The 19,244-nt window shown below is 44.9% G+C and carries 18 protein-coding genes and 2 tRNA genes; 7 read left to right on the top strand and 13 right to left on the bottom strand.

Annotated features, from left to right (window positions below):
* Positions 1-191: 191 nt before the first annotated feature.
* The 3 genes from znuB to ABY436_RS09110 are packed head-to-tail and all read right to left on the bottom strand — an operon-like array spanning position 192 to position 2,296.
* Positions 192-992: a zinc ABC transporter permease subunit ZnuB gene (gene znuB / locus ABY436_RS09100; RefSeq protein ID WP_372738661.1), complete on the bottom strand. Its 801-nt coding sequence runs from the start codon at positions 990-992 to the stop codon at positions 192-194.
* Entirely contained in the window at positions 993-1,805 is an 813-nt protein-coding gene (znuC, locus tag ABY436_RS09105) for a zinc ABC transporter ATP-binding protein ZnuC (protein ID WP_372738662.1), read from the bottom strand.
* Entirely contained in the window at positions 1,802-2,296 is a 495-nt protein-coding gene (locus ABY436_RS09110; protein ID WP_372738663.1) for a Fur family transcriptional regulator, read from the bottom strand. The genes znuC and ABY436_RS09110 overlap by 4 nt, the downstream gene beginning before the upstream one ends.
* Before the next feature lie 106 nt (positions 2,297-2,402).
* Between ABY436_RS09110 and znuA the strand changes: the two genes are divergently transcribed.
* The 3 genes from znuA to ABY436_RS09125 all read left to right on the top strand — a co-directional run bounded on the left by znuA (position 2,403) and on the right by ABY436_RS09125 (position 3,706).
* On the top strand, positions 2,403-3,338 hold the full coding sequence (znuA, locus tag ABY436_RS09115; RefSeq protein ID WP_372738664.1) for a zinc ABC transporter substrate-binding protein ZnuA: 936 nt from the start codon (positions 2,403-2,405) through the stop codon (positions 3,336-3,338).
* A 110-nt stretch (positions 3,339-3,448) separates the two neighbouring features.
* A tRNA-Leu gene (locus ABY436_RS09120) sits at positions 3,449-3,535 on the top strand.
* 84 nt (positions 3,536-3,619) lie between these two features.
* Positions 3,620-3,706 (top strand) — tRNA-Leu (locus tag ABY436_RS09125).
* 291 nt (positions 3,707-3,997) lie between these two features.
* On the opposite strand, the gene ABY436_RS09130 is transcribed toward ABY436_RS09125, so the two are convergent.
* Complete coding sequence (locus tag ABY436_RS09130) at positions 3,998-4,126, bottom strand: hypothetical protein (protein ID WP_372738665.1); 129 nt, start codon at positions 4,124-4,126, stop codon at positions 3,998-4,000.
* A gap of 642 nt (positions 4,127-4,768) precedes the next feature.
* On the opposite strand from ABY436_RS09130, the gene rhlP reads away from it, so the two are divergent.
* Positions 4,769-5,602: a rhombotarget lipoprotein gene (rhlP, locus tag ABY436_RS09135; protein ID WP_372738666.1), complete on the top strand. Its 834-nt coding sequence runs from the start codon at positions 4,769-4,771 to the stop codon at positions 5,600-5,602.
* A gap of 4 nt (positions 5,603-5,606) precedes the next feature.
* Entirely contained in the window at positions 5,607-6,194 is a 588-nt protein-coding gene (rrtA, locus tag ABY436_RS09140; protein ID WP_372738667.1) for a rhombosortase, read from the top strand.
* A 158-nt stretch (positions 6,195-6,352) separates the two neighbouring features.
* On the opposite strand, the gene ABY436_RS09145 is transcribed toward rrtA, so the two are convergent.
* From ABY436_RS09145 to ABY436_RS09185, 9 genes are all read right to left on the bottom strand, one after another.
* Positions 6,353-7,378 carry a histone deacetylase family protein gene (locus ABY436_RS09145; RefSeq protein ID WP_372738668.1) on the bottom strand — a complete coding sequence of 342 codons (1,026 nt, stop codon included), beginning with the start codon at positions 7,376-7,378 and terminating at the stop codon, positions 6,353-6,355.
* Positions 7,379-7,411: 33 nt separating this feature from the next.
* A complete protein-coding gene (locus ABY436_RS09150; protein ID WP_372738669.1) occupies positions 7,412-8,668 on the bottom strand; it encodes a Zn-dependent hydrolase in 1,257 nt (418 codons plus the stop codon).
* A 13-nt stretch (positions 8,669-8,681) separates the two neighbouring features.
* Entirely contained in the window at positions 8,682-9,620 is a 939-nt protein-coding gene (locus ABY436_RS09155; RefSeq protein WP_372738670.1) for a 2-hydroxyacid dehydrogenase, read from the bottom strand.
* Entirely contained in the window at positions 9,620-11,272 is a 1,653-nt protein-coding gene (locus tag ABY436_RS09160) for an ABC transporter ATP-binding protein (RefSeq protein WP_372738671.1), read from the bottom strand. The genes ABY436_RS09155 and ABY436_RS09160 overlap by 1 nt, the downstream gene beginning before the upstream one ends.
* A gap of 1 nt (position 11,273) precedes the next feature.
* Positions 11,274-12,113, bottom strand: a complete 840-nt coding sequence (locus ABY436_RS09165; RefSeq protein WP_372738672.1) for an ABC transporter permease — start codon at positions 12,111-12,113, stop codon at positions 11,274-11,276.
* Entirely contained in the window at positions 12,110-13,087 is a 978-nt protein-coding gene (locus tag ABY436_RS09170) for an ABC transporter permease (protein WP_372738683.1), read from the bottom strand. Before ABY436_RS09170 ends, ABY436_RS09165 begins: the two co-directional genes overlap by 4 nt.
* A gap of 60 nt (positions 13,088-13,147) precedes the next feature.
* On the bottom strand, positions 13,148-14,698 hold the full coding sequence (locus ABY436_RS09175; RefSeq protein WP_372738673.1) for an ABC transporter substrate-binding protein: 1,551 nt from the start codon (positions 14,696-14,698) through the stop codon (positions 13,148-13,150).
* Between the two features lie 46 nt (positions 14,699-14,744).
* Entirely contained in the window at positions 14,745-15,536 is a 792-nt protein-coding gene (locus tag ABY436_RS09180) for a class II aldolase/adducin family protein (protein WP_372738674.1), read from the bottom strand.
* A 402-nt stretch (positions 15,537-15,938) separates the two neighbouring features.
* Positions 15,939-16,847: a LysR substrate-binding domain-containing protein gene (locus ABY436_RS09185; protein ID WP_372738675.1), complete on the bottom strand. Its 909-nt coding sequence runs from the start codon at positions 16,845-16,847 to the stop codon at positions 15,939-15,941.
* A 412-nt stretch (positions 16,848-17,259) separates the two neighbouring features.
* Here ABY436_RS09185 and ABY436_RS09190 point away from each other — a divergent pair, with 412 nt between their 5' ends.
* Both ABY436_RS09190 and ABY436_RS09195 read left to right on the top strand, forming a co-directional pair.
* Entirely contained in the window at positions 17,260-17,622 is a 363-nt protein-coding gene (locus tag ABY436_RS09190; RefSeq protein ID WP_372738684.1) for a S8 family serine peptidase, read from the top strand.
* 627 nt (positions 17,623-18,249) lie between these two features.
* Entirely contained in the window at positions 18,250-18,978 is a 729-nt protein-coding gene (locus tag ABY436_RS09195) for a hypothetical protein (RefSeq protein WP_372738676.1), read from the top strand.
* The last annotated feature ends 266 nt before the right edge of the window (positions 18,979-19,244 follow it).

Raw genomic sequence — 19,244 nt, forward strand, 5'->3', positions numbered from 1 at the left:
CATGCTGCCGATAGCGACTGCGGCGAGGTGCTTGCCGTCCGGCAGGTGGCCGATAACAGCAGTATCGACCAGGCCGACCAGAGGAACGGTGATATTGGAAAGAATCATCGGCCAGGCCAGCGACCAGACTTCTTTATGGTCACGTCTGGAGGGGCGTAAAGCAGTCCAGTTGGTGTGACTGGCCCTGGGCATCAGGCGTTTGATGTCTGTCGGGATGGTAGTAAATAAATAACCATGAACTCAAACAGTGCCGCAACCACCACGGAAGGGCCGGCGGGAGTATCCCATGTCCATGAGCCCCAAATACCTAATAAAACAGCGGAGCAGCCCAGTAACGAGGCGTAAATGGCCATCTGCTCCGGTGTTGTTGACAGGCGACGGGCGGCTGCGGCAGGTATAACCAGCAGCGAGGTAATCAACAGAATACCGACAATTTTCATCGCGACGGCAATCACAATGGCGATAAGCACCATTAAAATGAGGCGGGTGCGGCTGACATTGATCCCTTCTACCTGTGCCAGTTCTTCGTTGATGGTGATAGCGAGTAATGGCTCCCAGAATATACGTATGATGATCAAAACCGCTGCGCCGCCGGCAAGAATCCACACCAGATCCGCCGGGGCGATGGCAAGCAGATCGCCAAAAAGGTAATCCATCAGATCCAGCCGGACATCGTCGACAAAGGAGATGGCGACTAAACCTAAAGAAAGGGTGCTATGTGCCATGATGCCCAGCAGAGTGTCGGTGGCGATAAAGCGTTGCTTTTGTAAAGCAACCAGCAGTAGTGCTAATAATACGCAGCAGACAATCACCGCCAGATTCAGGTTGAGGTCCAGCAAGATACCCAGCGCCACGCCTAAGAGTGCGGAATGCGCCAGGCTATCGCCAAAATAGGCCATGCGTCGCCACACTACAAAGGCGCCCAGCGGGCCTGCGACGGCCGCCACACCCAGTCCGCCGATAATGGCATAAATAAGAAAATCGTAAGTCATTTAGTGGTTACACTCTTTATCATGCGCTTCTTTTTGTAATACTCTTTGTGCTTCTTCGGGATGCGGGTGGTCAGCGATCACATCGCCATGCGTATCATGATTGTGGTTATGGCGATGGTTATATAGCGCCATGCTGGCTGCGCCCTGTTTACCGAACAGCTCGATAAAAGACGGGTCATTACTGACATGTTCAGGATGCCCCGAGCAGCAGATGTGATGATTAAGGCAGACCACATTATCAGTTGATGACATCACCAGATGCAGATCATGGGAGATCATCATGACGCCACAGCGACGTTGTTTGCGGATGCGGGCTATCAGGTCATAGAGTTCTACCTGGCCGTTAATGTCAACACCTTGCACGGGCTCATCCAGAACTAATAATTCGGGTTCACGTAGCAGTGCCCGTGCCAGCATTACACGTTGTGTTTCGCCGCCGGAAAGGTCATGGATTGAGTGGTTCATCAGGTGTCCGGCACGGACATCGTCCAGTGCTGTTTGCATCTGTGTTACATCTTTGATGCGTGCCGTTTGTAAAAAACGCTTTACCGTGAGCGGAAAGGTTCGGTCAATATGCAATTTTTGCGGCATATAACCGACACGTAAGTTCGGTTGTAACCAGACATTGCCACGCGTGGGCTTGATCAACCCCAGGACTATGCGTACCAGTGTGGTTTTACCGGCGCCGTTGGGACCGATCAGCGTGGTGATACAATCTTTATACAATGTCAGGTTTACATCTTGCAAAACATGGCTGTGTCCAAACTGGACATTAATCTGGTCTAGCCTGACTAACTCTACGGGGTGGCTCATAGTGTCTTGTCTTCTTGTTGGCAGTTCGGGCAGATGCCGGCGACTTCCAGTATTTCGCTTAGCACGCTAAAACCCACGGCATTTGCCGATGCTTTAATTGCTTCAGACACGGCTTCCGATTCCAGCTCAACCGCACTGTGGCAGCGGGTGCAGATCAGAAAGCTGTTATTGCAATGATGTTCAGGATGGCTGCAGCCAATAAACGCGTTAAGCGAGGCAATGCGGTGAACCAGCCCTTGTTCCTGAAGAAAGTCTAATGCCCGATAAACCGTCGGCGGGGCCGAGTTAAAGCCGGCCTCTGCCAGCGCCGGTAAAATATCATAGGCACCGAGCGGTTTATGGCTTTGCCAAATGAGCTTCAGTACCAGCTCGCGCACGGGTGTCAGGCGTTGTTGTCGTCCACGGCAAAGCTCAGCCGCATCCTGTAACGCCTGAGTAATGCAGCGACTATGATCGTGCCCGGGTAGAAAAGCGACGTCGGCATTGTTCATAGGGGATAGTTCATAAGAAATGCTTCATAGGTCATAGCTCATAATTTATGGGCAATAAGTCTTATTTTTGTTATATTGTAACATCAAATCAGACTGGAAGAAGAGCATGCGTCCACAAAGTTTCCTTTTGTCATTAGTATTCACCTTATTTCTTCCTGTTGCCGCGGCATCGGAGTTGAAAGTACTGACGAGCATCACACCAATACAGCTGATTGCCAGTGAAATTCTGGCAGATGTTACTATGCCGGATGTCTTATTACCTCCCGGCGCATCGCCGCATCAATATTCTTTGCGTCCCTCGGATGTGCGCAAAGTGAAGCAGGCGGATCTCATCTTCTGGGTAGGGCCCGAGTTAGAGAGATTTCTGGAAAAAACATTAAGTTCAACCGATGCAACGGTGCTGCGATTATTGGAATCCGAAAGTGAGCATGAACATGAGCATGAATCACAACATCAGGATGCCTCTGATAACCTGTTAGCCAGCAGTCAGCAACATAAAGAACAGCATGAAGACCATCATCATGGTGATTCAGATCCGCATATCTGGCTCGACCCACTGCATGCACTGGAAATAGCCGAAGTCATCCGTGATGCAGCGGTTACAGCGGCACCTGAACAGCAACTAATACTCGACAAAAATTATGCAGAGTTTGCTGAGGCGCTGTTGCAACAAGACAAGCGCATAATGACAGAATTAGCGCCGTTGAATCAGCGGGGATTTGTGGTCTTTCATGATGCATACAATGGTTTTGTTGAGCATTATAACCTGCTGCAATTGGATGCAGTCACCGTTGATCCTTCACGTAAAGCAGGCGCGAAGCACATAATCGAACTACGTGAGGCCGTTATTCAAAGTAGAGCGGTGTGTGTGTTCAGTGAGCCGCAGTTTAATGCCGCGGTATTAAAAACAATTACTTCGGGTACCTCGATTCGTACGGCTGAGCTCGATCCGCTGGGGCAAAAAACTGAGCCTGGAAAAGGGGCTTATTTAGCATTTCTCGCTGACTTTGCAGAAGTATTTAAAGCGTGTCTACAGGATTGAAGGAGTCCTGGCAGCAGGCCTGAAAGTGTTGTCGGTGCTGAATTTTTTAAATTACGGCAAAACGGCTTCCCAAACAGAAATTCGGTCTATATAATATCGCCCACTTTCGAGCAGATGTGGTGGAATTGGTAGACACGCTAGCTTCAGGTGCTAGTGCCTTCACGGGCGTGGGAGTTCGAGTCTCCCCATCTGCACCACGTTCTGTTTTCAGGGCGGGTGCTGAAAGTAAAAACCTTCAGAGCGTACCCTCTTTAAACGTACACAGGTTAAATAAGACCGATGCAGATGTGGTGGAATTGGTAGACACGCTAGCTTCAGGTGCTAGTGCCTTCACGGGCGTGGGAGTTCGAGTCTCCCCATCTGCACCAATCGGTTAACCTTTTTATGCCAGCGTATTTCATCTGACTGATCCCTTCCTGTTACTGGTTCTACTTTCATCCTATTTGTTAGCTATATCTCTTTCGCGTGAATGGTCGCGGCTACCTTTTTTCTTTTTTGCCTTACTTATATCGCGTCTGTATTCCTGGCCTATATCCTGGATTGGGTGTTGTGCTGTGGATAACGCACAGCACGTATCATGAATCATGAAAATAGCAGCCGTAAAAAAGGCGGGACGGGCCCGGCAAAAAAGCCGGATAAAAAAAGCGCTGAAGGAATGCTTATTTCATCAAAATAACAACCTGCACAATGGCGGGCAAAATAGCGATAGCCAAGCCTCCCACCACCATCAGAATTGACGGAACTACACCGATTACTTCAACGCCTTGTTCTTCATGTGAATGTGTCATTGCTGTATCTCCACGACTATTTGTTTAATTACTATAGATCTAGCAATGACAATGCCAGCTTTTAAATTATTAAAATAAGCTATTGTTTTTAATGTGTTTAATTGAGTTATACAGCAGCAGGCTAGAACATTGAAAACAAATAAAGTGACATGAACTGAGCCAAATATGGCATTTTTTGTCATATTTTGTTTGTGGTTTTCTGGGGGTAAGCCCCTTGTTTAGTGATAAGAGGGTCAGATAAGGGGGTCAGAGCATGCAGATAAGGGGGTCAGAGCATATTTAATTACTACAGACTGTTTAGCACTGAACGATCATCAGGAAGTGGGGTTGTTACGGAAATAATCGTCTGATCTTTTTTGCTGGTGCAGTGTCCATTCAGCCTATCTTCAGCGGCGTTTTATCGGCGTGATCAATGCTGCATAAATACAGAGATCTGATACTTAAATCGATACCACAATATTAGGGATGAGTGCTATTGTAGCCATTCATAGGTCTTCTTCTTAATAGGTTTGGTTGCCTTCCAGCTTACCGCTAACGGGGTGGCTGAGGGAGAAGGCTGGATAAGTATCAAGTCAAAGCAGGCGGACTTGGTAAAGCTGTTTGAGGCTCAGGCGCTGCAAATATTTTTGCTAAGGAGAATCTATGAAAACCATGATTAGTAAAGCGTGCCTCTTTGCGGTTATCGCCTTGTTTTTAACCTCATGTGCATCATATTTTGGTCTGGAGGGGCGTAGAGGCGTTTCCAGCAGTCTCGTCGATTATCTGTATCCAGATGGTCAGGTCCCTCCAAAACATGATGAAACCACACCGCATCTGCGTCTTCCGCTTACCGTTGGTTTGGCGTTTGTTCCGTCGGAGAAAGGTACATCTTTCTCGCTGCCTGAATCTAAAAAAACGCAGCTGCTTGAAGTGGTTAAACAGAAATTTGTCGGACTGGATTACGTAAAAGAAATAACCATTGTTCCGGAAACATACATGCGCTCCTCGAAAGGGTTTGAGGGGGTGGGGCAGATAGCGCGTTTATACGGCCTGGACATAGTTGCGTTGGTATCCTATGACCAGGTCGCCGTTACCTCGGAAACGAAAAGCTCCGTCTTGTACTGGACCATTGTTGGCGCTTATTTCATAAAGGGAAACCAGAATCAGGCGACTACTTTTGTTGATACCGCTGTATTCGATGTTAATTCCAGAAAAATGCTTTTTCGTGCGCCAGGCGTGAGTGATGTTCAACAATCATCTTCGTTGGTGGAAGTGGATCAGGTGAATAGAGGGGTGAGAGAAAAGGGCTTCGAATTAGCTGTGGCAGACATGACCAATAATCTGGCAGTCGAACTTGACCGGTTCAAGGAAAAGATAAAAGAGGATAAGAGTGTGCAGATAACACACAGTCAGGGATATGGTGGTGGTGGCGGAATTCAATGGCCATTTCTGTTGATATTGGCCGGACTGGCGATTTTAAGGATTACTAAAGGGTAGCAAAATGATGGGGGCTACAAGGGGCAAAGTTCTCGGCTCTGCCCTTATTATTTTTTGTCTGTGGGTACTCCAGAGTTACCGGGAGGTGTTGGAGTTTGACCGGCCGCAGTTGTTATCCGGAGAGATTTGGCGAATCTGGACCGGCCATTTAGTGCACACCAACAGCTCTCATTTCGCCCTGAATATTACCGCGGCAATCATTATCTACTTCACGTTTTTTCTGAGGATAAAATCAGGCGAACTGTTGTTGTATAGTTTCATTTTTGCGGCGCTAATCAGCGTAACTTTATTATATATCTACCCAAGTCTCGGTTGGTATAACGGCTTATCAGGTTTGCTGCACGCACTAGTGGCCTATTTCTCCGTTCGCCTGGCTGGTGATGGAGATAAGGTATTTTGGGCAGGCTTGGTTATTATATGGGTGAAAGTATTGGTTGAGGCGATACGTTCACACCTCGGTTATGAAAGTCTGGTTGGCGATATGACAGTGATAACCGAGGCTCATCTGATTGGGGCATGTTTTGGTACTGTCACAGCCTTGATTTGTATGGTGTATTGTCAGGAAAAGGCAAACCTGAACGTAGATAAATAAATGAAAAGCGACATCCTACAGTCAGTAATCACTATTATTTGAAAAACATAGGGTTGGAATTACGGGGACACACTTGACTTAATCCAGCCTACTTTAAGCATTTAAGTAAACTGTCCCCGAGCAATTTCGATGCCCCCTCTGGTTTTATTATCAAACGATTATGACTTGGTAAAAGGCTTTAACACAGCAGCTAAATTATCGCCCAAAATAGGTGATATATATCCCCCTTCTTGAATAATAACCGTAGGCTTATCCAATGCTTTGATTCGTTTGCCTATTTCAGAAAAACCTTCTGTGGTTAGGCTTAATACCGCAAAGGGGTCTTGCTCTGATGCATCAAGTCCTAAAGCGACGATGATGGCATCTGGCGCATAAGCATCAAGTTGATCAAGGGCTTGCTCAAGTACTTCTATATACCCAGCGTCAGCGGTGCCCTCTGGAATAGGAAAGTTCAAATTATATCCATAGCCTTCCCCTTCGCCTTTTTCATGGGCATAACCCCAATAGTGTGGGTAACAATAGGCAGGGTCCGCATGGATAGAAATGGTCATCACGTCCTTGCGATGCCAAAATACAGCCTGTGTGCCATTGCCGTGATGTAAATCCACATCAAGAATCACCACCCTTTCAAAGTCTTTTAATAATCGCTGGGCGGCGATCGCCGAATTATTTAAAAAACAAAAACCTGCACCTCCATCAGGATACGCATGGTGACCCGGTGGGCGACAAACCGCATAAACTGCATCACATTCTTTTTTAGCAACCGCATCAGCGGCACTGGTGGCAGTTTGTGCTGAAGCATATACACCCTTCCAAGTGCCAGCGCCTAATGGACAGGAGGTATCCATCAAATGCCAGCCAACTTGACCAATAATGTCTTTAGGATAATTAGCGGCATACCGCCCTGGGTTGCTTTTAGGGATGATTTCCTCACTCGCATCAGGTAATTCAGCCCATTTTGAATACACACTCCTAAGGAAATTGACATAATCAGGTGAATGCACCTGAGAAATATAAGACATGCCGAAGTCAGACGTTGGGCTGATAGAAACATTCAAGTTGTTTAGCACATTGCGAAAAATATCGCCCCGTTCAGGCACTTCACGAGCGGGAGTAGATTTACCATTTTTCATATAAAATTTGGGATCATGTTGACGTTGATCCTCATGATAAAAGGCTTTCACTTAAACACTCTCCTTATAAATGAATGCAAAAAACTAGTTTGAATTAGCGGATAACATGATGGTGTGTAACAGTACATTACAACCTTTCTCCAACTGTTCTGGACTAGTGTATTCACGTTCGTTATGACTCAAACCATCTTCAGATGGCACAAAAATCATTGCCGTAGGCGTCACTCTGCTGACATAAACCGCGTCGTGGCCAGCACCACTGATTAACCGGTGGGGAGTAATATCGGGGTAACTCATGGCACAAGCTTGCTGAATGTGCTCCAGACATTTTTCATCAAAAGGACAAGGAGGCAACGACCAGGTTTCTTTAATATCTATATCTAGCTTCAGGTGAAAAGCAATACGATGAATGGCTTCAAATGATTTGGTTTGCAGTTCATCCAAATCGTCTATTTGTCCCTCACGAAGATCTAAAGAAAAGCGTACTTTACCTGGTGACACATTGGTCGATGAATTAGGAATGTTTAATTCGCCAATCGTACAACGGCTATCTTTGCTCTGTGATCCCGCAATACGGGTTAACTCGGTAATCATTTCAGCAACGCCAACCAGAGCATCATTACGAAGATCCATAGGGCTCGGTCCGGCATGACAAGAACGCCCACTCACTTCAACGTTGTACCAGCGCATACCTAAGACACCCGCGACCACACCTAAATCGACATCTAGCGCTTCAAGCACTGGCCCTTGTTCAATATGCAACTCATAATATTGATAGCCTTCATGCGCATCATTATTCGCCATTTCTTGATAACCTAAACGTGCTAACTCTGCGCCTAAACTGATGTCACCTTCATCTTTTGTCGCTAAGACATCCTCAAGCTTAAAAACCTTTGCATAAACACCAGAGCCCAACATCGCGGGCTTAAAACGCGCCCCTTCTTCATTCGTCCAAACCACGACTTCGATTGGGCGCAAGGTTTTGATATTGTTTTCGTTTAAACAGCGCAACACTTCTAGGCCGGCCAAGCAGCCATACACGCCGTCAAATTTACCACCAGTAGGCTGCGTATCTAAATGGCTGCCAGTCATCACCGGAGGTAAATCCTTATCCATGCCCGCACGGCGTAAAAACAAATTGCCTACCGCATCGACTCTTAATGTGCAGCCAATCTCTTTTGCCCAAGCAATAAATAGATCTCTCGCTTGTTTATCTTTGTCCGTCAACGCCAGTCGGTGGCACCCCCCAACTTTACTTCCTGCAACTTCGGCATGACCAATTTGTCCGATCTGCATAATTGAGTTCCACAATCGATCACGATTACATTTTCCAACAGTCATAATAAATCTCTATTTAATAGCCAAGAGCGGCTTCAACTTTATTTTTTGGCATTTCACCCATCGAAAACAGCCTTACCTCTTCGACTAAGTTAAGAGCCGCCGTTTGCGGTCGAACATCGCTTGCATCATGGGGCGTTACTAAAATGCGAGGGTGTTGCCAAAATAGATTACTTTTAGGCAGTGGCTCTTCATCAAACACATCTAACGACGCGCCGACTAATGAGCCATCGTCAAGTGCAGCCAGTAAATCCTCTGCGACAAGGTGGCCACCGCGCCCGAGATGGATTAAGTACGCATTCGTTTTTAACTGGGCAAATAATTCGGCTGACAAAATACCCTGGGTTTGCTTGGTCAATGGCAGAACACAAATAAGCACTTCTGTGCGTTGTAAAAATGCGGCTAATTGAGCATCACCACTAAAAACCGCGATATCTTGGTTCTCAAGCGTTGTTTCGCTTTTACGCCAACCCGCCACATCAAACCCCAAGGCATACAGATCATTGACCATTTTTTCGCCCATAAACCCTAGCCCCAGTACGCCAACACTGACCTCACTCGGAGCTCTCATAGGCAAGCGTTGCCATATTTTTTCCTCTTGCTGCTGGCGATACTGAGCAAAATTACGCTGATGGTTAATCACGTTCCAAATCGCAAAGGTACTCATGATCGACGCTTGTTCGGGATCACGGTTGCGACACACGATCACGTCGTCATGAATGCTGGGGCAGGACAGAATACTGTCTACTCCTGCGGCTATAGAGGCCACGACACGCACGTTGGGGTAACGTTCAAAGAAGTCATCATCGGGATACCAAAGCAAGGCAAAGGTCACTAATGAAGCATCATGAACTTGGTCACAAGTCACTACCGATACTTCGTCAGCATAGTGTTCGAACTGATTGATATAAGCAGACATATCTAAAAAACTGCTATGTGCGACGCCGTACTGCATTAGACCAGAGCCTCCATGTTTTGAATCAACTTGTTCTCAACAACACCCGAGCGCCAGTGCGCACCAGGAATAGAAGCAATTAAGCTTTTTGTATAATCATGCACAGGGGACTCAAACACTTGACTAGTTTCACCCATTTCTACAATTTGGCCCTTTTCCATAACGATTACCCTATCGCATACTTGGGCGGCCACTCGCAGGTCATGGACAACAAATAAAACAGCTAAATTAAGACGTTTTTTTAAGACCTCTATCAGATCAAGAATTTGCGCTTGCACCGACACATCCAGTGCCGAAATAGCCTCATCCGCGACCAGAACTTCAGGGTCATGGGCTAACGCGCGGGCAATCCCAATACGTTGTCGCTGCCCTCCCGAAAACTCATGGGGATATCGATCCAATGCGGTTTTAGGTAATTCAACTAGCTCTAATAATTCAGCCGCTTTTGCCAGCGCATCCTTAGCAGCCATACCCTGAGCGATGGGCCCATCGGCAATGATTTGGCCAATGGTTTTACGTGGGTTAAGGGAGGCATAAGGGTCTTGAAAGACCATTTGTATGCGTTTTCTAAATGGCATCAGTTGCTTGCTATTTAGCGACTGAATTTCGCTACCACCCAATAATATTTGGCCGCTATCCGCCTCAAGCAAGCGCACCACACATCGGCTCACGGTAGATTTTCCTGAGCCAGATTCGCCCACTAGACCCAGCGTTTCACCACGGTGAAGCTCAAAATTAACGTTATCAGCGGCATTGACAATGCGTGCTTTAGTAAACCAACTGCCGCCTGTTCTATAGGTTTTACACAAATTTTTCACGTGTAAAATTGGCGGTTCTTGATGCACTCTAACGTCACGCTGAGGAGATACGAGCGGAGGCACTGCGGCAATCAGTTTTTTGGTATAGGCATGTTGTGGGTTATTTAACACCTCATCACGCTTACCCAGCTCAACCATTTCGCCTTTTTCCATCACGACAACTCTGTCAGCTATCTCTGCCACCACACCAAAATCATGAGTGATAAACATCACTGCTGTATTGTGTTTACGTTGCAACTCTTTAATCAGCTTAAGAATCTGCGCTTGTGTCGTCACATCCAATGCCGTCGTCGGCTCATCGGCAATCAGAATAGAAGGCTCTAGTGCGAGTGCCATGGCGATCATCACCCGCTGACGCTGACCACCGGACAATTGATGAGGATATGCCCGCAGCATTTTTTGCGGATCAGGCAAACCGACATCTTCTAACAAGGCCAAAGTACGATCATGACGTTCCTTCGCAGACATTGACGTATGGATCAAAAACACTTCTGAAATTTGATTCTCCACTCTCATCAGTGGGTTTAGCGCCGTCATCGGCTCTTGGAAAATCATACTGATGCGATTGCCGCGTAGCGCTCGGGCTCTGCGCTCTTCCAATGAAGTCAGATCAAAACCATCAAACGTCACCGCCCCGCTATCCACCTCAATAGCCTTAGGCAGCAATCCCATAACAGCATTCGCCGTCATTGATTTACCAGACCCCGACTCACCCACGACACACAACAACTCGCCCGGCATTAAGTCATAATTCACATTTCTAATCGCGAATTCACGATCACTGCCTTTGGGTAAACGGATACTTAAATTTTCAACTTTTAGTAAAGGCTTCATATTAGCTCTCCCGATTACCTGATAATTTAGGGTTTAGAGCTTCGTTTAAGCCTTCACCTAGCAAGTTAAGAGAAAGTACCGTAATCGCAATGGCCACACCTGGGATAAAACTTAACCACCACGCTTGGCGTATAACGGTTTTTGCCGCGCCAATCATATACCCCCAAGACATAATTTCTGGATCGCCTAAACCTAAGAAAGATAAAGAAGATTCCAGCAAAATCGCACTGGCCACCATCAGTGATGCCAAGACGATGATCGGCGAAAGGCTGTTAGGTAAAATCTCTCGCATAATGATGTTTCGATTACTTTGACCATTCAGTTTGGCCGCTAAAACATACTCTTGGCCGCGCAGGGATAAAAACTCGCCGCGCACCAGTCGCGCCACGGGAGGCCAACTGACAATGGCGATTGCACCGGTGATGGAATAAACAGAAGGCTCAAAAATCGCCACTAACACTACCGCCAATGCAAAACTAGGGACGGTCTGAAATATTTCAGTAAAACGCATTAATAGTTCATCAACCCAGCCACCGTAATAGCCCGCATACGCCCCTAATGGAATACCGATTAATAGCGCAATCGTGGTTGAGACTAAGCCTACCAATAAAGAAATACGTGCGCCGTAAATCAAACCGGCCAACACATCCCGGCCTAACGTATCCGTACCGAGCAGGTAATTACTGTTTTGAAATGGTGGTATAAAAGGTCTTTGCACCATACGCCAAGGGCTTCCGTCATAGAGGTAAGGCCCAAATAAAGCGATGACAACGAACATAAATAGTATGCCAAAACCAACCATCGCCACTTTATTTTGTGTTAAGGATTTAACTACATTCATTTTGACAGCTCTATTCGTGGATCAACGACGCAATAGATAACATCAGTGATCAAGTTAAAGAGAACAACCATCGCGGATGATACAAAGAACACTCCTAATAACAGGTTATAGTCTCGCTGGAACAACGCCTCAAACATCAACCGTCCAATGCCAGGCCAAGCGAATACGGTTTCGGTTAAAACCGCACCACCGATCAATTGTCCTGCTTGCAAGCCAGCGAGTGTCACAACCGGTAACAACGCATTACGCAATACATGGTGAGTCGTCACACGTGAGGGTTTCATTCCTTTTGCTTTTGCTGTCTTAACAAAATCTAAACGGCTGGTTTCTATCATCGAAGTCCGTGTCATTCGGGCATATACCGCCGTAAAAAACAGCCCAAGCGTGCTTGCCGGTAAGATCAGGTGTAGTGCAATATCGGTGATTTTTTGCCAACCCGTTAGGTCTTGACCCACCGTTTGCATACCAAAACTGGGTAGCCACTCTAAATACACAGAAAAGAACAGCGAAGCCATCATCGCCAACCAAAAAAGAGGTGTCGCATAAAAAATAAGGGCCGCCACTGTGATAGCTGAATCAGCCCATTTACGATGCTTAGCCGCGGCAATAACACCTGCTAAAACACCTAATAAAATCGATAAAAAGAACGCCGCACCCGTGAGTAGCAAGGTGGCAGGCATGCGCTCCATAATCAGGTCAAACACCGGCATTTGCTGACGGTAAGTAATACCCATATCGAACTGCATCAAGTTACTAACATAAATCCACAGCTGATAGTAAAGCGGTTGATCAAGGCCAAATTGCTCTCTTAGCTGCTGTAGAAAGATAGCATCTGTCGCCCCGGCTTCACCTGCCAATACTTGCGCTGGATCGCCTGGTGCCATCCGAATTAAAAAGAAGTTAAAGATCGCGATAACCAATAACACCGCGGCCCCTTTAACCAAGCGACCACCGATATAAAATAAGGTTTGCATACTCATAGATGTTACTACTCTCGTTACAGGAGCAAGCCAGAAAGGCTTGCTCCATTTTGACTACTGTTTAATCCAAGCGGTACCAAAGGCATCGTTTATACCGATGGCAGAGTCAACCAAGTTTTGTACTTTACAGTTATAAATAGTTGGAAATTCCAGCTCCATTAGCCAAGCAACCGGTACATCTTCAACAATCTGATGTTGAATTTTGCTGTACAACTCCGCCCGTTTAGCATCGGTAAAGGCCACTGCTGCTTCATTGAACCATTGGTCTACCTGCTTATTGACATACCCTTCGGCATTATTCCAAGGCGAGCCTTTGGCAATATTGTCAGAAAGGTAAGTCCGAGAAACACCTAGAGCAGGATCTCCGTATTGGTAAAGATAAGTGAAGGAAATATCATAATCCCAATCGCCGACCTTCTGATTCCAGCCAGCGACATCGGTTGAAACAATCTGGGTTTTAATACCGACCTCTTCGAGGTTCTGCTTGATCACTTCGGTCCAACGCTGCCACGTTTCACCATAAGGCATAGCCATCAAGCGTACTGGCGTGCCGTCATAACCCATTTCCTCCAACAAAGCTTTGGCTTTTTTCGGGTTATATTCATAATCAGGTAAAGAGCTGTCGAAGAATTTCGTTTTAGAACCCACAGGGCCTTTGGCAATTTTTCCGTAATCGTTCCACAATACCGATTTGGCAAATTCACGATCCATAGCATACATAACCGCTTGGCGGAAACGTTTGTCAGCTGTTGGTCCTTGGCGGTTGTTTAACCATAACCAGGCATGTGGAGAGAAGAATTCCCAACCATCAGTTGTTACACAAGTATTGTCTAATTCAGTTAAACGTGGCACATCAAAGTTTTCGACTGAGCCACCGGGTAGCACATCAATTTTGCCCGTTTCAAAAGCAACAGAACGAGAAGCCGCATCTGGAATTACATGCCAATAAAGCTCATTAATATGCGGTAAACCTTTCACGTGATAGGATTCATTTTTAGCCAAATGGATAAATGAACCTTTTTTCCACTCTTTAAATACGAATGGCCCGGTACCGATAGGATGGTGGTTAGCAGGGTTTAGCTTGTAATCCGTGCCTTCATAAATATGTTTAGGCAACATCGGTGTTGTTCCCACTTCAAATAAACGAATGAAGGGGCCGAACGGTTGTTTAAGCTGAAATACCACCGTGTAATCATCAGGTGCTGTGATACTGTCAACATACGCTAGCGATCCTCTCAAACGAGCATTGGTTTCGCGTAACAGTTTATCAATAGAAAAGACGACATCAGCAGATGTAAAAGGCTGCCCATCATGCCAAAGAACACTCTCTTTTAAATGGAATGTCCATGTTTTACCGTCTTCAGAATTATCCCAAGAGGTAGCCAAAAGGGGATGAGGGTTTAGGTCTTTATCATAGCGCATCAGACCCTCAAAAATATTACCGCCCACCTGCTGTGTGGTCGCATTTGAGTACATGCCAATCATTAAGCTTGGTGGCTCTGGCTGCACAACAACATTGATCGTTCCACCGTCTTGAGGCTGTGCATAAACACTCGTTGCAAAAGGTAAACAAGCGATTACCGCGCCAAAAATTATTTTTTTCATGTATCTCTCCTAATTTTTAAATAATCAGTTTTTATATTGATGAGCATTAGTCTCGATAAGAAGGTGACACTTTTTCTAATAATCTTAGATAAGCCAGCCATTCCACATGGAAACCACCACGCTGACTCATTTCCGCAAATTGTTTATATTGCTGGTAGGTTAATTCGCAGACAGTTGAGTCAATTTGATTAACCGGCTGAGCACTGGCCAGAACAGCCATTTGAACCTTGCAAACCCGCTCTAAATTAAACATTAGGGTAAAGGCTTCCCCAACATCATTACCCATGGTCATCAGGCCATGATTATCTAAAATAAGAATCTTATTTTCAGGGCCTAGGTCTTTAACGAGGCGCTCTCGTTCTTCCAAATTTAAGGCGATACCTTCATAAGCATGACGAGAGACACCGTGATAAAACTGCAAAGCCCACTGATTAATCGGCAAAAGCCCCGTTTGTGTTGAAGCAATAGAGACGCCTGCAACCGTGTGAGTATGCAACGCACATTTCAAGTCTGGCCGCGCACCATGTATTGCTGAGTGAATAGTAAAACCGGCCGGATTTGCGCCCATATTGCATGGGTCATCAATAATATTTCCGTCTAGATCGATCATCACAAGTTGACTGGCTTTGACTTCACTAAAACGAGTGCCGTAAGGATTAATTAAGAAATATTCATTATCACCAGGAACACGCGCTGAAATATGTGTGTAGATACTGTCGCTCATTTGAAAATGCTCAATCAAATGATAAGCCGCCGCTAAATCGACCCTGACTCGCGCTTCCTCTGAAAGAGTTGGGTAGATATCTGTTACAAAATCACTTTCTGATTGATGACTCATAATTCTGCCTTCAAGAAATCTTACTTTTATTAATAGGGATTAGGGGTAATCGAATAGCATCGACCAAATACCTTGAATAGATTCTTGACCAGAAGAAAACCAATAACAATCGAATAATATTGACATAACTGTCCAATATAATTTGACAGTTATTTTAAATTAAAGAGATTATGGTTAGTAAAATCGAACAAATATGATTGCGTGCACTAAAAAGGGGCTTTTTTGCGATAAAATAAGTCAAAAACAAGGATATGATTTTTTGAGACAAAGCTTTCTCAAGGCTTGGTAAATAAGCACTTTAAAGAGTTTATAAAATGGTATTTGTAAGTTGAATAGCAGCAATCACGGCGATGGTGCATCACAGCAATAATGCGCACAATAATAGTGCCACCTAAATAGTCGCTATTTTGGCCGGTCATACCGGGATTGCGCGTCTGAAACGAGACCTTCTAACCAATCAATAAATGCAGAAACATCTTTTCTTTCTACTTTTTCTGGGGAGGCAACCAAATAATAAGCCCTAGGCGACTCAATGCTTTTTTCGAAAGGACGGATTAAAAGGCCCTTTTCCAAAGCATCACCACTGACCATATTATCGCCAATGGCTAGCCCTTGCCCTGCAATAGCAGCGGATTGTACGAGGTTGGCATCGGAAAAAATAACCCCGCCTTCTAGTTGCGTATTACTCACTCCATTTGCCGCTAACCAAACCCGCCAATCTGTGTGATTCACAAGATGAAAGAGAGGCATTTTCACCAAATTAGACGGGTGACCTAATCCACCTCGTTGATGAAAAAAGTGAGGACTGCAAACAGGGAACAGCCGGATGGTCATCAATTGTTTGACATATTTTTCAGGCCAGTTGCCATTACCGTAAGCAATAAACAAATCAACATTATCATTCGAAATATCACTGGGGAAGCTTGATGATAAAATGTGTAGTGACAGTTTTGGGTATTTTTTAGTAAAGCCGGACAACTTGCGGCATAGCCAGTAGTTAGCCAATCCAGGTGCACAACTGATGGTCAACTTACCTATCATTTCTTCCTCGCAGTTTACACGGGAGGCTTCTAACAAAATAGTAAGTGCTTTTTTTACTTCCAAAGCATAATTTTCACCTTTTCGAGTAAGCGTTATCCCTCTACCTTCCCTTCGAGCCAATGCAAACCCAACCACTTCTTCCAACACATTCAACTGATGGCTAACTGCGCTGCGGGTTAAATTAAGCTCTTCAGCGGCGGCAGAAACACTTCCTAATCGGGAAATCGCTTCAAACGCGCGCAGCGCTGTAGTAGAAGGATAACGTTTCATAAAGCCCCATTGTAATAACAAAGGTAATTTAGCTATCTAGTTAGAGAGATAATGTGCATCAATTAGATAACAATATGGATTAAAGACCGAAACGCAATTTTAGCCCTGAATTCGACGAGAAGCAGAGCAATAGTTCTTGATCAACATTATACGGGAATGAAAACTAGAGAATAGCGTTTAACTATCTGAATAAAATGTACTATTTTGACAAATTCCTTTGATTCGGCTCTATACCAAGGTGCATGCGCGTTATACCTAAATCACTGTGCGTATTATCATGTAAGAGATCAACATAACAAATTGATTTTCAGGGTTATAATAGATCAACCGTCCGATGATAGCATGTTATCGTCAAGGTATTTAACGGGAAAATCCTGCGCTAAGAACAACATTTGAAAACAACCTGCCTATCATTACCGCTGATTTTTCGTCAGCATTTTGGCTAGCGGCCCGGCATTCGTTAGTCCTCGTTGCCGCCGGTAATGAGAGAGAAAAGATGGAGCATACAACAGTACCTGGAGTAGTGTATGTCGGCACGGAGAGCGAAGGCGCACCTGCAGAGTATTCTAACTATGGCAAAGGTGTCGATTTTTATGCGCCTGGATCCGTAATGGCCTTTAATCAAGGTGGGAAATTAGCAAGAATGACTGGAACCTCGTATTCAGTAGCAATTGCAGCGAATCTTGCAGCTTTATCAAAAACTCGCATAACACCGGATATTCTGGATCAACAATTACTACTTCAAACAGATATATCTAAAGCCGGGAGATCCTAAAAATAGCAAGTGGAAACTGATGCATATGGGCTTTCTCAAGTGCAGGCTTAAAAAGAAAGGTAGAGCTAGATACGACAGCCATCACTTTCCTATCTATTTGTTTTCTGGAAACAATACTATCTCTATGTATTACGCAATCTTCTCAACCAAGTCCTGAAATTCAGGCTCTAATTCATAAATGCTCTCCAAAAAATATTAATAATAAAAAAAAAATAAAAAACAGCCGCCAAATCCAGCACGCCATAAAGTACAGCCTTGAAAGCGTCAAAGGATTAAAGCGGTTGACTCTTAAATCAAAAATAAAATGAGTGCCTGATGATTAATGTTTTGCCTGGTAAATAATATCGAGATAATCGCGAGCCAGGGAGACATGAGGCATTGATGAAAGGCTTAGGCGCTTTTGGCTAAAGTAAGCCTAAAATCCAATATATGAATGGATATAAGCGTGTTTGAATCGATGTAAGTGAACAAATACAAAGTCGATCAGTGATTAATAATAAACAAGAAAGGGCTGTGTTTTTATTCAAAGATGACTAATCCGATAGTTCACAGTTTCAGGTATGGCTAATCTAAATAACGCTAATAAAATGTTGAACCTTTAACATTAACTATACACAGGAGATATCAATGAAGAAAAAGATTCAATCGATGACAGCTGAAGTCGCTGGAGACCTCGCGATTTATGCAATGATGTCTGCAAATGCATATAAAAAAAAGCCTAAACGTGTTCGTTTTGATTTGAATAAACTTGGATGGCAGCAAGTAGATCTAAATGGAAAACTAACTGATAAGCCAGCAAAAGTGCACAAGATATCAGGCTTGGCTTACAATATTTATGAAAAAGTAGGTACAAATAAAGTTGTATTTGCTTTTCGTGGTACAGATAGCAAAAACGATTATCTCTGGGCAAACTTTTCGGTCCCACCTTTTAATTTTCAATATCGTCAAGCCAGAAAGGCTATAAAAAAATATCTTATTGAGCATAGTAATAAAAATGTAGTTGCGACAGGACATTCCCTGGGAGGTGGCTTAGCGCTTAGTGTATCTGTCCGTCATGGTATTAAGGCATTCGCGTTTGATCCATCCCCACGAGTTTTTGATGGACTAGGAAATGTGCATAAGCCAGCAGAACGAGTCATCGTGTACCAAAAGGGAGAGATTCTAAAGCTTGTAAGGAAGATATGGAAAAAAGACAATGAGGTCGTGGAGAGAAAAAATGTATACGAGTGTAATTATCCTAAGGTGTTTAAGGGTAAGAGCAAACATAGAGGTGACTTGCTAGCTAAAGGACTCCTTGTGGAAGGCGTTACAGCAAATCCTGAGCTAAGTCTGGATTTGGCCTTTATTGTCAGTTAGCTTGCCCGTCAGCACTGCAATACAGACACCCGGAGGAACTTAATGATCAGCGAATTATCGAAATTAATAAATGGGGCGTTTGCTTCACTTATATTGCGCCAGAAATGGCCGGTCAGATAATGAACCCAGCTATGCGTGCCTTTACGTTCTGACTCTCCCTGCATACTGGAAAGGCATTAACAGCCTGCCCTGTTTAAGGGGGGGGCTGGGCGCTATCACTGTCGGCTGCGGTGCCGGAATTTTGGTATCTTTTTGATAGTTATAAA

This window comes from Neptunomonas sp., from assembly GCF_041601355.1.
Taxonomy (GTDB): domain Bacteria; phylum Pseudomonadota; class Gammaproteobacteria; order Pseudomonadales; family Balneatricaceae; genus Neptunomonas.

Bases quoted from the DNA above. Each gene is read 5' to 3' on its own strand.
- znuB (WP_372738661.1), bottom strand. From the start codon at position 992: ATGACTTACGATTTTCTTATTTATGCCATTATCGGCGGACTGGGTGTG.
- znuC (WP_372738662.1), bottom strand. From the start codon at position 1,805: ATGAGCCACCCCGTAGAGTTAGTCAGGCTAGACCAGATTAATGTCCAG.
- ABY436_RS09110 (WP_372738663.1), bottom strand. From the start codon at position 2,296: ATGAACAATGCCGACGTCGCTTTTCTACCCGGGCACGATCATAGTCGC.
- znuA (WP_372738664.1), top strand. From the start codon at position 2,403: ATGCGTCCACAAAGTTTCCTTTTGTCATTAGTATTCACCTTATTTCTT.
- ABY436_RS09130 (WP_372738665.1), bottom strand. From the start codon at position 4,126: ATGACACATTCACATGAAGAACAAGGCGTTGAAGTAATCGGTGTAGTT.
- rhlP (WP_372738666.1), top strand. From the start codon at position 4,769: ATGAAAACCATGATTAGTAAAGCGTGCCTCTTTGCGGTTATCGCCTTG.
- rrtA (WP_372738667.1), top strand. From the start codon at position 5,607: ATGATGGGGGCTACAAGGGGCAAAGTTCTCGGCTCTGCCCTTATTATT.
- ABY436_RS09150 (WP_372738669.1), bottom strand. From the start codon at position 8,668: ATGACTGTTGGAAAATGTAATCGTGATCGATTGTGGAACTCAATTATG.
- ABY436_RS09155 (WP_372738670.1), bottom strand. From the start codon at position 9,620: ATGCAGTACGGCGTCGCACATAGCAGTTTTTTAGATATGTCTGCTTAT.
- ABY436_RS09160 (WP_372738671.1), bottom strand. From the start codon at position 11,272: ATGAAGCCTTTACTAAAAGTTGAAAATTTAAGTATCCGTTTACCCAAA.
- ABY436_RS09165 (WP_372738672.1), bottom strand. From the start codon at position 12,113: ATGAATGTAGTTAAATCCTTAACACAAAATAAAGTGGCGATGGTTGGT.
- ABY436_RS09170 (WP_372738683.1), bottom strand. From the start codon at position 13,087: ATGCAAACCTTATTTTATATCGGTGGTCGCTTGGTTAAAGGGGCCGCG.
- ABY436_RS09175 (WP_372738673.1), bottom strand. From the start codon at position 14,698: ATGAAAAAAATAATTTTTGGCGCGGTAATCGCTTGTTTACCTTTTGCA.
- ABY436_RS09180 (WP_372738674.1), bottom strand. From the start codon at position 15,536: ATGAGTCATCAATCAGAAAGTGATTTTGTAACAGATATCTACCCAACT.
- ABY436_RS09185 (WP_372738675.1), bottom strand. From the start codon at position 16,847: ATGAAACGTTATCCTTCTACTACAGCGCTGCGCGCGTTTGAAGCGATT.
- ABY436_RS09195 (WP_372738676.1), top strand. From the start codon at position 18,250: ATGAAGAAAAAGATTCAATCGATGACAGCTGAAGTCGCTGGAGACCTC.